Genomic DNA, 12,745 nt, shown 5'->3' with positions numbered 1-12,745 from the left:
CTCCGGTCGAAGGTTCCACCTGCACAGGTCGCCCTGTGCCGGCCCAAAGTTGTTTCGCAGACCCAACAGTATGCCATCCTGTCGAGCCGCGTGGGGAGGGGGGAGGCGAGAAAACCGGTGAATTCCGGCTAAACGGCCCCCCACTTCCCTCAGAAACCCGCCCGGCCGTGCGGCCCGACAGCGCAAAGTTGACCCTCACCGCCCTTCTCGCCCGCGGCGATTAGGCCGGATCCCTGGGCTCGTCTTCCGTCGATTCGTCGCCCTCGGGAGCTCCCTCGACGGCTTTTTCGTCCGCGTCGGTCTCTGCTCCCTCTGCTACGGGCTCGGCGGCCATCGGTTCGGCGTCGCCGACCGTCGCCACCCCGGCTTCCTCAGCCGCGATTTCGGCGGTCGACTCGTCTGCCTCAGCGGGCTCCTCGGTCCCGTCCGCATCGGACTCGCCGGACCCATCGGCAGCGGGCTCATCGGCAGCGGGCTCATCGGCAGCAGCTTCGGCGGCGGGCTCCGGATGCTGGTCCGCCAGTTTGTCCTGCTCGCGTTTGGCCCGGCGGGCTTCGGCGGCGGCGATCTCGGCCTCCTCGGCGCGGGTCTCCGATTGCTCGACGATCGCGTCGACCTGCTCCTCGGTGAGGCCGCCCATCGCCATCAGGTCGGTCGGCTCGATGATCGAAAGGTCGTCGTAGCTGAGGAATCCCTCTTCGACCAGCTTCTCGGCGACCTCCATCTCGAGGCCCTCGATCGTGCTGAAGCCCTCGATCGCCCGGTCGATATTCTCGGCCAGCTCTTCCTGGGTCATGATCTCGATGTCCCAGCCAGAGAGCTTGCTCGCCAGCCGGACGTTCTGGCCGCGGCGTCCGATCGCCAGCGACAGGTTGTCCTCCTGCACCAGGGCGATCGCCCGGCCGAGCATCTTGCAGAGGATCACCTGATCGACCTCCGCCGGTTGCAGAGCGTTGGGGATCAAGACCTCCAGGTCGTCGTCCCAGCGGACGATATCGATCCGCTCGCCAGAGAGCTCGTCGACGATGTTCTTGATGCGGTTGCCGCGGACTCCGACGCAGGCGCCGACGCAATCGACGCGGGCGTCGCTGCTGATGACGGCCACCTTCGAGCGGTAACCCGGCTCGCGGGCCATGGCGCGGATTTCGATGATTCCGTCGGCGATCTCGGGGATTTCCTGCTCGAAGAGCCGCTGGACGAGGGCGGGCATCTTGCGGCTGAGGATCACCTTGACGCGGCTGCCGGCCTTACGGGCCTCGTAAACGGTGCAGCGGACGCGCTCGTTGACGTGGTGCGACTCGCCTGGGATCTGCTCGCTGCGGGGGAGCAACGCCTCGACGTTGTGTAGGGCGACCGTCGCGGCGGCGCCCTCGTTGCGATGGACCACGCCGCTGACCATCTGGCCAACCAGGTCGTTGTACTCGTCGTACAGGGCGTCCCGCTCCGCCTCGCGGATCTTCTGGATCATCACCTGCTTGGCGGTCTGGGCGCCGATGCGGCCGACGACCTCTTCGCTGTCGAGCTTCTCGCCATCGCAGACGGCGTCGACTTCGCCCGTCTTACGGTCGATGACGCAGGAGATCTCCGCCTCTTCGCCGTAGTACTTGGCGAGGGCCGACGTGAGCGCCGCCTCGATCCCCTCGAAGACGATCTCGGGGTTGATGTTCTTGTCGCGGTGGATCGCGTCAACGATCCGGAGGATTTCGGCGGCGTTCATGGCAAATTTCCTCGGCGGTGCCGAGCGGCCTTCGGGTTGTCAAATTGTCGGTATTTTTCGCTATGCAAGCCGCCGATCGACAGCCGGAGGACTCTCCTCCCAGCCGGCGCCGCGATCACCGACAGAAAAAGCCGGCCCCGTGGCCGGCTTCACCCTCGGCGAGCGTCGAGCTCGCACCCAATCTCGCAACCTAGGTCCACGCCGCCATGGTGTCAACCAGGACCGCTTAACGAGCCGTGACAACCACGCCAATCCGTCTAGGCGGACCACAGAGCGGCCCTGAGAAAAAAATGGGCTGGCCCTGTAACAACTCCGAGGGCCTCTCGCTGAGCTCTTTGGCGGGGGTGTCGTCTCGCCCCCAAACCCTCTCTTCACCACGAGGCCTGCAAATGCGTCACAACAACCGATCGACCCCTTCTCTGCAGAACGAAGCCCTCGAAGGGCGGCGACTAATGGCCGCCGACCTTGCCATCGACTTCGCTGTTGACCTCGATTCCGCGAAGGTGGCAGCCAACGAGAAGCCGGCGTATGTCGCCCAGGCACAGTCGCTGGAAGAAGGTTTGGCGAAGCAACTCGACTCGAGTGACTTCATCGACCTCAAGGGCTTTTTAGACGCCGGCAAAGTCGATCCGCCGGTCACCGGAAAAGGCCCCGCAGTCGGTATTGATACGGACTTCGACAAGCTCCGCGAGAATAACGTCGGCCAAGACGCCGACGGCGACCGCATGATCCGCGTCGGCGGCGGGAAATGGGTGAGCATCCCCGGCGGGGACCACATCCTCGTTAACGATTCGGAGAGCGGCGGCGTCGAGTTCTTCGACACCGAAAGCAGCGGTTACGCGGTCTTCCACCCCAACGGAGCGTACGACGTCCAGCTGCCAGGGGCCAGGATGATCGACGAGCAGACCGGGGACGCCGTCGCTAAGGATTCGTTCGAAGGAGACATCGATGGGCAGATCTCAACGAACGACGACGATACTCAAGCCGAAATCGACTCCGAAAACGCGGTGAGGGGCGCCAGTAGCAACGAAATCGACGCCGAAATTGCCGGAGACGCCAATCAGGATGCCGAGCAGCAAGGGGCCCACGCTGCGAACGCCGCCAACAGCGCGCACGGCAGTGCGAGCAGTGGCGACGCGGAAGAAGGGACCGAAGGTGACGCCGGAACCGACACCGGGAGCGAGGCCGCAGGCGACGATGAGGGCGAAGAGGAGGAAGACGGCGGTTCAACCGACGAAGGTTCTAGCAACGGCGGAACCGGCGAAGCTGGCATGCCCAAGCCCGACAGCGACGGAGGAGATGGCGGCGAACCGGGCGGAACCAACCGCTGGGGATCGAGCGGCGGCGGAGTTGCAATTCCGAGCGGCCTCGGCCGCGGCGGATTGGTCGGTGATCCGGGCAACGACTCGGACGAGACCGACGGTCCGACCGTTGCGACAAGCGATCTGGGACGCAACAACGGCGGCTTGGTGACCAACCCGGGCGACGACGCCAGTCCTGTCGTCGGCAAAATGGCGCTCACTCCGATGGCGATCGACGCCGTCCTACTGAAATGGACGGGGACGTACGATCCAGCGCCACTCCTCTGAGCCGCCCCCTTTTAGTCGAGCGGGGGCTGCGCTACGGTGCGGCCCCCGCTTTTTGCATTTCGAGATCGATTTTAGGCGCCCGCCTGAACGTACACCTCTTCCATCGGCTGGATGACGACGAACCCGTCGCCATCGAACTGCATCTGGATCGATTCGCCACTGCCGCGGCCGAAGAAGGTTTTGAGTGACACGTCAGTCCGCAGTGTCGGCTCGAGCGATCCCGACCATGCGACGGTGGCGTTCGGGTCGGTGCAGACCGGATGCCCCGGCGATACGCGTAGCGTCACGGGGTCGTAGTGAGTGGTGATCGCTAGCAGTCCGCTCCCTTGCAGACGAACGTTGAACAGCCCGCCCGCCAGCAAGCCCGAGATCCGCTTCATCATTTTGATTTCGTTACGGATCGGGGTCTCGAAGGCGAGCACGTCGTTGCCGTTGACGTAGACCGCCTCCCCTGGAGTTGCAGGACCGTCACTTTCTTCGCCGTGTCGGCGAGATAGACCCGACCAATCCCCTCGGCCTTGGTGAGACGGGCGCCTTCGCCGCTAACCGCCTTCTTGAGTAGGTTGCCGACCCCTTGCTGCAACAACCCTTCACGAGTGAAGCGGACTTGGCCGACGTAGCCAACCATCGAACCCGTCTTGATCCACGCTTCGGAGGGCATGCCTTCGGAGCCGAGGTTCAACTCGAGCATCCGGGGATTCTCGAGCTCAAAGAACCCTTCTTTTCGATCGGTTTGGCGAGTGGCTTCAAGAAACTCATCAAGCGTATAGCGGGACATGACGGCTCAGTTCCAGACGAAAGGAAACCCGATAGATCTAGACAGGGAAGTATTGGCCACGAGGCGGCCAAGCTTGGCGCCAAGAGAAAAAAAACGCCCCGGCCGCATAGAGCGACCAGGGCGCAATCTGCCGTAAAAAAATACAATCCGCTCAGGCGGCCCGATACCGGCAACCGCAGGCGACGACGCCCACGGTCAGCAGCAACGCCGAGGTCGGCTCGGGGACCAGATCGATGCTGGCCGAAAGCCCGCTGTTGAGCATGCCTTGTTGCGAGACGACTCCCGTCGCGTTCAGGGTCCCGTTGCCCGAAACGCCGAGCGTCAAGAAGTCGTAAGTTCCGGGGGAGAGAATTCCGCTTCCGTAGGACGCGAAAACCTGATTGGCCACAAAGTCGGTGTAGAGACCGTTCGTCACCGTGCCGGTGAACGGATTGTCACCCGGGTTCGCCATGTCGAAGGTCGCCGAGTCGGCAATGACCGCGCTGGTGATGAGGAGCCCATCACCGACATCGACGGAGAACGCCAACTCCGAGCCGGTCGAACCGCTCTCGTAGGCGACGATCTGCAGCGTCACGGTGCCGTCGCCGTTGTCGACGAACTGAATCGTCGGCAGTTGCGGCGTGCTACTGCCGACACCGACGCTCGCCGACAGGTTGTTGAAGTTAGTCCCCTGCTGGGCGACAAGCCCGCTGGCGAGGATGGTCCCGGCGCCGGTGTAGTTGATCGTCAGAAAGTTGGTCGCGGCGGGAGAGTTCAGCACCGCCGAACCGTAGGCGGCGAAAATCTCATTCGCCGCGAGGTTGGTGTAGAGACCGTTGGTTTCGCCACCTGTGAACGGGTTGGCGCCGGGGTTCGCCGTGTCCCACACCGTCGTGTCGGCGATCGAGACGCCGGTGAAGTTGACGCCCACGCCTTGGACCGAAAGCGCCGTTTCGGCGCCGAGCGAGCCGGGCAGCAGCCCCGCGTCGGGTGTCACTTGCAGCGTGACGCTGCCGTTCATGTTGTCAACAAACTGCAGCAACGGCGCCGCGAGAAGCGGCGACGACGTCCCTACCGCCGCCAAGAGGCCCACCGCCGCCGAGAGGGTGGTGAGAGAACTAGTTTTCAGATTCATTAGACCGACTCCGAGGGAGAATGCCCCTGATGAAAAACAAGCAGGGTTAAGCAGATGAGGCCCGCGCCGATATGGCGCTAGGCGGTTATCAGGTCGATCGCTCCGGCCGTCAAGGAAAACCCCGCCAAATCGCCGGCAATTCACACGCGACCTAGATGTTTCCCTCTAGGCCGGAGCGACAAGTTAATGTCACCCAATTGTTTTGCAGAAGGCGTCTCCGACGCCGATAACGCGCACCACGCCATCATGGCATGGAAGCCGTAATCGGCGCCGGAGACGCCTCCTACAGACCTAATAGCGAGCCGTCCGTTGCCGCCGCGCCGCGACGAGGCTTTTTAACCGCCGACGACGGTCCGCACAGCGGCCCCTACGATTTAATCCAATCCCTTGTGCGCCACCTCGGGCCAGTACTTCTGGAAGTCGAAGTCGGGTGAGTTGTCGAGATCGTGGCAGCCGAGACAGTTGTTGACCACCTTGCCAAGCTCCTGCCCCTTGAGGTTCCCTTCGTTCTCGACGATCTCAAGATGGAGCGCCGCGCGGAGCGCTTGCTCCTCGGCCTCATCGACTTCGAGGTCGCCCATCTCGACCGCCACGTGGCGCGCCGCGGGGCCGTGGCAGTTCTCACATCCCTGGCTGTACTTGTCGGGCGTTTGTGAATAGCTCGTCCAACCGGTCTTGTAGGGGTAGTACCTCTGTGGGTCCCAGCCGACCGCGTGGCAGGCGATGCACTCGGGGTCGAAGTGCCGCGCGGGCTGCAGCGCGACGAGCGTCTCGGTCGTGTGGTAGTGGGGCGTCTTCTCGAAGACCTCCCACGCCGCGGTGTGGCAGTCCTTGCAGGCGTCGGAGCCGGCGAACTCCCGATTGGTCGGGTGGATCGCCTCGCGCAGCCCGAGCCCTTTCCACCCAAGCTGTTCGAGCTCGGCCTGGTAGCTGGCGAGGCGCTCGGCCATCTCGGGCGAATCGGCCCAACGGTGGTCGAGTGGCGTTTTTTGGTAACGCGCTTCCCAGCCTTCGCCCGGATTGGCGTCCGTGCCGGCGTTGCGGTAGAGACCGACGACGACGGCGTACATCCCCTTATGGCCAACCTCGACCATCATTGATCCGCCGCCGCGGGTCGTCCCCTCGATCTTGCGGGGCAGGTTCGGCGGCTCGTCGGCGCCGCGGGCGGCGACCACCCAGTCGAAGACGTCGAACTGGCGGGCGAGCGCTTCGGCTTCGGCCCGGTCGCCGTAAACCATCAGCACGTTCTGGTCGCAGCGGTCGGCTTCGATCTGCGGCAGCAGCTCGGCGAGCGCTTCCTCGGCGGGCGTCGTCATCAGGTCGTCGCTGGGCGAGACCTCGGCGAGTGACGACTTGGAGAGGACCTGGGTCACGCCGATCCGCACCGGCGCAGCCGTCGGAGACGACGCGGCTCCCTTGAGTTCGACGACACGCCACCGCTTGGTGAAGCCGCTGTCGAAGTCGAGCACGCCGACGTTGGCCGACGTCAGCGGGTTGGTCGCTTCGTCGAGGTTGATCGCCATGCCAAGCAGCTCGGTCCGCAGGTCTTTCACGCCAAAGCCGACGGCGTCGTAGCCAATCTCGATAAGGGCCTCGATCGTGCGGCGGTGCTTGATGTCGGCCTGCGGGCCGAAGTAGCGGACCTGTTCACCCGCGTCGAACAGGGCGACTGGCCAGCCCCACAGGTCGCGCAGGGTGCGGACCATCGTGTGGCGCCGTTTGAGCCCCCCCTTCTGGTTCTCGAGCCCCGCGCAACCGCACGGCTCGAGGTAGCCGATCTGCTCGCCGGTGAAGACGATCGCGGCGTCGGGTTTGGGCCAGGGGTCGCCGTTCGCCTGGGTGAAGACTTCGCCGTTTGCCTTGACCGGGTCGGGCTTCGGCTGCGACTGGTGCTCGACTAGGTGGTGGTGCGCGCGGCGGAGTCGGGCCAGCGCCTCCTCGTCGAGGCCGTAGCGCTTGGCGACCTGTGGCAAGGCGTCCTCCGCCACCAGGTATGGCGGCGGGGTGTCACCGCCCGGTTGCTCGGCGAGCGGCGGCGCCCCGGCGGTCGCGAGCATCACCATGACGCCGGCGAAAAGGACCGCGGAGATCGAGAGCAGTGTTTTTGAGAAGGGCACGGCTTGGTGTCGTAAATCGGCGTGTCAGAAACCGAACCGCGACGGTCGAATGCGAACGACTTCGGCGCGGCTCGTCCGGTCGCCCCCCTATGGGAGGCGGTTCGATAGGTAACCTCTTCCCCAGGGGTCCGGCGAAAGCGGCCCGCGAGGCGCCTACTGCGCTATCACAAATCGGACCTTCACGTCCAGTTCGGACGAGGTGGGGTGGTTCGTTTTCAGGCGGATAAGGGCGTCCCCGTCGCCCACGCCCCCCGCTTCGGCGCCGGCGCCGCTGCGGATCTGCGGTTGGCGGCCGGGCGGGATCCGGACCGTCATCGGCTGGTGAACGACGCCGTCGCGGATCTTGATCGGCTCGGCCAAATCAACCTCAAGCCATTCGGGATCGACCGAGGCGACCTCCGCCCGGGTCGCATCGGCGTGGTCCCCCTTGAACGAGAGCCTCAGCTTCGACTCCTTCCCTTCGCGGCTCGACACGGTGCCGAGGTTCAGGACGCTCCGTTCCTTGGACCAATGGGCGCCGTGCAGCGAGATGTCTCCCTCGACGACCGCCAGCAGCGGGACCTGCAGCGTCGAGCCGTCGCCCGCTGCGCCGCTCGGCTTGCCGTCTTGCAGGTTGGTCTTCACGGTCACCCACTCCGTGATGTGGCCGATCGGCAGACCCGGGCCGGCGGTGACCGTGATCTTGACGCCCTTGCTGGCGCGCTCGAGCGGCAGGTCGTCGCCTTCAACCGGCTCCACGTCGAAGCGGTAATGGTCGGCCATGGCCGCCGACGACGGCATCATCGCTTCCACCCGCACCGGTTCGGTCGCCTCCTCGTCGTAGCTGGCGAGATAGACCGTGGCGGTCGCTACTTCGTCGGCGGCGATCCTCCCGAGCAAGAACTCCTCGGGCGAGAGGCCCGCCGTCTCGGTGATAACGCCTTCGACCGTCAATTCGATGGTCGGCCGGCGGGGGTCGTTGGTCAGGACACTGGCGACCTGCCGGAACTCGCCCGGCAGCGACTTGGCGACCCACTCGAGCTTGACCGGCGTCGACTCGCCCGGCTTGAGCGGCCGGTTAGCAACGGCGCCGAGCGTGCACTTGCAGCTGGTCCGCCCCACTTCCAACGTCAAAGGGGACGTCCCTTCGTTGGTGAAGATAAACTCGTGGGTCTCCGTGACGCCACGCTGCATCGTGCCGAAGTCGTAGATCGCGGCGTCGACCGTCGCGACAGGCCCCTCGGCTTTCAGCGCCGTCGGGCCAACCGATCCCGCGCCTTGCGGAAGGAACGTTTCCCCTTCGCGTGGCGCGGGGGCAAAGGCGGTCTCGGTCGGCCCCACCTCGACATAAGCCAAGGCGACTCCCAACCCGGCCCCGCAGGCAAGCGACACAAGGGCGATCGGCAAGAGCTTCATCGCGAATTTCCTAAGCAGGTCTCGGCGGCAGCGACGGCGTCCCCAAGTATAAGCGGAAAAGGATCACCGCGGAGACACGGGACAACGGCAGGTCGGCGGCTAAGTCGTGTTGACATTCCTCTGGCGACGGACCTTTGGCCTCTGGCGACGGACCATTAGCGACGGGATCGCTAAATCGCCCTCCCCCCTCGTGGGGAGGCCACTTCCCCGGATAAGTGGGGGGAGGGCGGCGCGCCGGGTACACGGGTTCCTCACCCCTCCCCGACCCTCCCCATCAAGGGGAGGGAGATTTGGCGGCAGAGCCGCCGCGAGAATGTCAGCACGATTTAGTGCCTTGTAAAAGCTAGAGAATGGGGGTTGGCGCCATTAGCCGTTTTGGCGCTAGCCACGGTTCTTGGTTATTCAACCGGGGCTAGCGCCCAATCGGCTCATCCTAGAACTCAGCTTTGACAACGCCCTAAGAACCTCGGCGCGCGTCGCGTCTCCGCGGCGAGACCGCTTAATAGGCCCTGGCAAACACGGCCCGTCGCTCGCTCTTGGCGCCTGTGAAGAGACACTTGCCGGGGCCATCATCCCCCAGCAGCGGCTCGAGCGGGATGCAGCGCGGCGTGACTTTCAGCTCCTTGCACTTGGCCTCCATGTCGGGGCCGTCGGTGAAGTGGGCGTAGACGAGTCCGCCCGGCTGGCCGTCGGCGAAGAACGCCTCGAACTCGGCCAGCGAGTCGATCACCACCGAGGCGTCGTCACGGGCCTGCTTGGCGCGGTCGAACATCTGCTGCTGCAGCTGTGCCAGCATGGCCGGCGCTTCGGCGACGAGCTTCGCCCGGTCCATCCCCTGGGGCTTCTCGCCGATCCGCGTGCCGACAAAGGCGCCGCCGCCCGCCACGTCGCGTGGCCCGATCTCGACACGGATCGGCACGCCACGCTTGACCCACTGCCACTTCTTGTCGCCGCCACGGATGTCGCGGTCGTCGAGCTTCACGCGGATCGCCTCGCCCTCGTAGGATTGCGTCGCAAGCTCGGCCTTCAGCGATTCGCAGTAGGCGAGGACCGTCGCGCGCTCTTCGTCGCTCTTGTAGATTGGCAGAATCACGACGTGCGCCGGGGCGAGCCGCGGCGGGCAGACGAGGCCGTCGTCGTCGGCGTGCGACATGATCAGGCCGCCGACCAGCCGTGTGCTGACCCCCCAGCTGGTGGTCCAGGCGAACTCGAGCTCGCCGGCTTGGCTCTGGAACTTGATCTCTTGCGCCTTGGCGAAGTTTTGGCCGAGGAAGTGGCTTGTGCCGGCCTGCAGCGCCTTGCGGTCCTGCATCATCGCCTCGATCGAGTAAGTCGCCACGGCGCCGGGGAATCGCTCGCCGGCCGTCTTCTCGCCCTTGATGACCGGCATCGCCATGACGTTCTCGGCGAACTCGGCGTAGACGTCGAGCATCTTGCGGGTCTCTTCCACCGCCTCGTCACTCGTGGCGTGGACGGTATGCCCCTCTTGCCAGAGGAACTCGGTCGTGCGGAGGAACATCCGCGTCCGGAGCTCCCAGCGGACGACGTTGGCCCACTGGTTGATAAGAATGGGCAGGTCGCGGTAGCTCTGCACCCAACGGGCGAAGGTCGCGCCGATGATGGTCTCGCTCGTGGGGCGGACGATCAGCGGCTCTTCGAGCTTGGCGCTCGGCGCGGGCTGCAGGCCCCCCTTGCCGTCAGGCTCCAGCCGGTGGTGCGTGACGACCGCGCACTCCTTGGCGAACCCCTCAACGTGCTCGGCCTCCTTTTCGAGGAAGCTCATCGGGATGAAGAGCGGGAAGTAAGCGTTCTCGTGCCCGGTCTCCTTGAAGCGGGTGTCAAGCCCGCGTTGGATCCCCTCCCAGATTGCGTAGCCCCACGGTTTGATGACCATGCAGCCGCGCACGTCGGAGTTCTCGGCGAGGTCAGCCGCCTTGACGACCTGCTGGTACCACTCGGGGTAGTTCTCGGCCCGGGTGGGAGAGACGGCGGTTTTGGCCATTCGAAGGGGGAAGTCGGAAGTGGGGTGTGGGAGTATCGGTACGGCCCGGCATTCTACGGGGGCCGGCATTCTAGTTGACAGTCGTCCTCGCCGGGAATGCCGTGCCCCCGCGTACCGGGGCGCCCTATCTGGTAGGCTCATCCGTCAAGCCAATCCGCAACCCGAATTCCCCAATCCGCAATCCGATGTCCCGCCTCTTCGTCTCGCAGCTGCAGCACAACCAGCAGGTCGACCAGGTCTTCCTGGCCAGCAACAAGCAGCTGCGTCCCAACCGGCAGGGGAACCTCTTCCTGCAAATCGACCTGTCCGACCGGTCGGGGTCGATGCCGTGCCGGATGTGGAACGCCAGCGAGCGGGAGTACTCGTCGTTTGAGAACGGCGACTACCTCTACATCGAGGGGATGGCCCAGCTGTTCCAGGGGTCGATGCAGCTGATCGCTCAGAGCATTAAGAAGGCCGAAGCGGGCGAAGTCGACGAGTCCGACTTCATGACCCTGCAGACCGCCGAGGTGCAGGAGCTCCGTGAGCGGCTCACTAAGACCCTCCGCGGCGTCAAGCAGAAGGCGTTGGCCGCCCTGGTCGAGGCCTACCTCGGCGACGACGTCTTCATGGACAAGTTCTGCCGCGCCCCGGCCGGCATCAAGAACCACCACGCCTACAAGGGAGGCCTGCTCGACCATGTCGTCAACATGCTCGACCTCGTGCAGGTGGTGGCGCCGAAGTACCCGGCGGTCGATCTCGAGAAGCTGCTGGTCGGCACGTTCCTGCACGACTCGGGCAAGGTCGACGAGCTCGAGTACGAGCGCGACCTCGCCTACACCGACGAGGGCCAGATGCTCGGCCACATCGTGCAGGCGGTCTGCGTCCTCGACGCCAAGGCGCGCGAGGCGGAGCAGCGCAGCCAGATCGCCTTCCCGCCGGTGCTGCTGATGGAGCTCAAGCACATGGTGCTCAGCCACCACGGCCGCTACGAGTTCGGCAGCCCCAAGGTGCCGATGACGCTCGAGGCGGTCGTCCTGGCGGCGCTCGACGACATGGACGCCAAGCTCGCCAGCTTCGCCGGGCTGATCAAGGAGTGCCCCAACAGCGACAGCCGCTGGACACAGTACTTCCCGAATATCGATCGCAAGCTGTGGAAGGGCGTGAAGGGGGAGTGAGCTGTTTACGCTTCAACCTATCGAGGCCAAAGAGGCCCAGTCACCCAATTCGACGCTCACTCCGTTTAGGAAGTTGCACCGCAATGATGGCTAGTTGGAAGCTCTATTGGATAGGCGTGGCCGCCGCAATCCTGCCGTTTGTCATAATCATCGTATCGCAGGGAATTGATAGGAGCCCACCGGGCGAGTCTCACCCGATCGAGGTTGGCGTCTTTGTTGCTTTCTTGTTGGCGGCATTCACTTTTCGCGTTCTGGCAATTATCGCGCTCGGCAACGAGCGTTTTACCTCTGGAGTTAGCCGCGTGTTGACGGTTGTACTCGGCTTTTTCTTCCCGTTCTCTTTTTGGATCATCTTCCTCCTCTTCCCCAATCGCCTGCGTCGCGACACCGACGATTAGGCGGCCAAACCAAGGCGATCGCAAGCTGTGGAAGGGCGTGAAGGGGGAGTAGGTGGGGATTGCGGAGTTCGGATTGCGGATTGCAGGTTGATATTACACGGGCCGCGTCGTCCCCCACGCGGAGGCGTTCTCGACCGAAATGGTGTACAATTAACGGGTCCCCGTCATCCGCAAGCTGCGAGTCCCTCATGGCCCCCGACGACATCCGCGATCGGCAGATGGCCCGGCCTTTTCAGCCGTTTCGACTCCACATGTCCAACGGCATGTCGGTCGATGTGCGGCATCCCGAGATGATTGTCGTCGGCGACGAGGCCCTCACCGTCGCCGTTTATGACGAGAAGAAGGACCGCGTGGGGCTGAATTGGTACTCGGTGATCAACGTCAACGTGATCGAGCCGCTGCCGCAAGAAGAGGCCAAGGACTCGGCTAACGGGACCGGGTGAGGCGACCACCCACGTCTGCGTGACCACGTCCCTAT

The 12,745-nt window shown here is 64.6% G+C and carries 9 protein-coding genes and 1 pseudogene; 4 read left to right on the top strand and 6 right to left on the bottom strand.

Annotation, left to right across the window (positions count from 1 at the left end; all coding sequences use genetic code 11):
- Positions 1-220: 220 nt before the first annotated feature.
- Entirely contained in the window at positions 221-1,717 is a 1,497-nt protein-coding gene (nusA, locus tag Pla108_RS00255) for a transcription termination factor NusA (protein WP_146441325.1), read from the bottom strand.
- A 389-nt stretch (positions 1,718-2,106) separates the two neighbouring features.
- On the opposite strand from nusA, the gene Pla108_RS00250 reads away from it, so the two are divergent.
- A complete protein-coding gene (locus Pla108_RS00250; RefSeq protein WP_146441323.1) occupies positions 2,107-3,306 on the top strand; it encodes a hypothetical protein in 1,200 nt (399 codons plus the stop codon).
- Between the two features lie 71 nt (positions 3,307-3,377).
- Here Pla108_RS00250 and Pla108_RS00245 read toward each other — a convergent pair.
- From Pla108_RS00245 to proS, 5 genes and pseudogenes are all read right to left on the bottom strand, one after another.
- Positions 3,378-3,967, bottom strand: a pseudogene (locus tag Pla108_RS00245) (AIM24 family protein).
- Positions 3,968-4,235: 268 nt separating this feature from the next.
- Positions 4,236-5,198: a hypothetical protein gene (locus tag Pla108_RS00240; protein WP_146441320.1), complete on the bottom strand. Its 963-nt coding sequence runs from the start codon at positions 5,196-5,198 to the stop codon at positions 4,236-4,238.
- 374 nt (positions 5,199-5,572) lie between these two features.
- Positions 5,573-7,315 carry a multiheme c-type cytochrome gene (locus Pla108_RS00235; RefSeq protein WP_146441318.1) on the bottom strand — a complete coding sequence of 581 codons (1,743 nt, stop codon included), beginning with the start codon at positions 7,313-7,315 and terminating at the stop codon, positions 5,573-5,575.
- Between the two features lie 153 nt (positions 7,316-7,468).
- Positions 7,469-8,710 carry a DUF1573 domain-containing protein gene (locus Pla108_RS00230; protein ID WP_146441316.1) on the bottom strand — a complete coding sequence of 414 codons (1,242 nt, stop codon included), beginning with the start codon at positions 8,708-8,710 and terminating at the stop codon, positions 7,469-7,471.
- A 499-nt stretch (positions 8,711-9,209) separates the two neighbouring features.
- Entirely contained in the window at positions 9,210-10,712 is a 1,503-nt protein-coding gene (gene proS / locus Pla108_RS00225; RefSeq protein ID WP_146441313.1) for a proline--tRNA ligase, read from the bottom strand.
- Positions 10,713-10,897: 185 nt separating this feature from the next.
- Here proS and Pla108_RS00220 point away from each other — a divergent pair, with 185 nt between their 5' ends.
- The 3 genes from Pla108_RS00220 to Pla108_RS00210 all read left to right on the top strand — a co-directional run bounded on the left by Pla108_RS00220 (position 10,898) and on the right by Pla108_RS00210 (position 12,710).
- Entirely contained in the window at positions 10,898-11,869 is a 972-nt protein-coding gene (locus Pla108_RS00220) for a 3'-5' exoribonuclease YhaM family protein (protein WP_146441311.1), read from the top strand.
- An 86-nt stretch (positions 11,870-11,955) separates the two neighbouring features.
- Positions 11,956-12,267 (top strand): hypothetical protein, encoded by a 312-nt coding sequence (locus tag Pla108_RS00215; RefSeq protein WP_231934214.1) that lies wholly within the window; start codon positions 11,956-11,958, stop codon positions 12,265-12,267.
- A 188-nt stretch (positions 12,268-12,455) separates the two neighbouring features.
- The gene (locus Pla108_RS00210; protein ID WP_146441306.1) at positions 12,456-12,710 is read left to right on the top strand and encodes a hypothetical protein; all 255 of its coding nucleotides are present in this window, start codon (positions 12,456-12,458) and stop codon (positions 12,708-12,710) included.
- Positions 12,711-12,745: the final 35 nt, after the last annotated feature.

Source organism: Botrimarina colliarenosi, assembly GCF_007859955.1.
GTDB classification, from domain to species: Bacteria; Planctomycetota; Planctomycetia; order Pirellulales; family Lacipirellulaceae; genus Botrimarina; species Botrimarina colliarenosi.
The sequence above is the reverse complement of the archived record's forward strand: the minus strand, read 5'-3'. Positions and strand labels throughout refer to the sequence as shown.

What these genes read in the sequence shown, in the direction of transcription:
- Pla108_RS00250 (WP_146441323.1), top strand. Translation starts at nt 2,107, where the DNA reads ATGCGTCACAACAACCGATCGACCCCTTCTCTGCAGAACGAAGCCCTC.
- Pla108_RS00220 (WP_146441311.1), top strand. Translation starts at nt 10,898, where the DNA reads ATGTCCCGCCTCTTCGTCTCGCAGCTGCAGCACAACCAGCAGGTCGAC.
- Pla108_RS00215 (WP_231934214.1), top strand. Translation starts at nt 11,956, where the DNA reads ATGGCTAGTTGGAAGCTCTATTGGATAGGCGTGGCCGCCGCAATCCTG.
- Pla108_RS00240 (WP_146441320.1), bottom strand. Translation starts at nt 5,198, where the DNA reads ATGAATCTGAAAACTAGTTCTCTCACCACCCTCTCGGCGGCGGTGGGC.
- Pla108_RS00210 (WP_146441306.1), top strand. Translation starts at nt 12,456, where the DNA reads ATGGCCCCCGACGACATCCGCGATCGGCAGATGGCCCGGCCTTTTCAG.
- nusA (WP_146441325.1), bottom strand. Translation starts at nt 1,717, where the DNA reads ATGAACGCCGCCGAAATCCTCCGGATCGTTGACGCGATCCACCGCGAC.
- Pla108_RS00230 (WP_146441316.1), bottom strand. Translation starts at nt 8,710, where the DNA reads ATGAAGCTCTTGCCGATCGCCCTTGTGTCGCTTGCCTGCGGGGCCGGG.
- proS (WP_146441313.1), bottom strand. Translation starts at nt 10,712, where the DNA reads ATGGCCAAAACCGCCGTCTCTCCCACCCGGGCCGAGAACTACCCCGAG.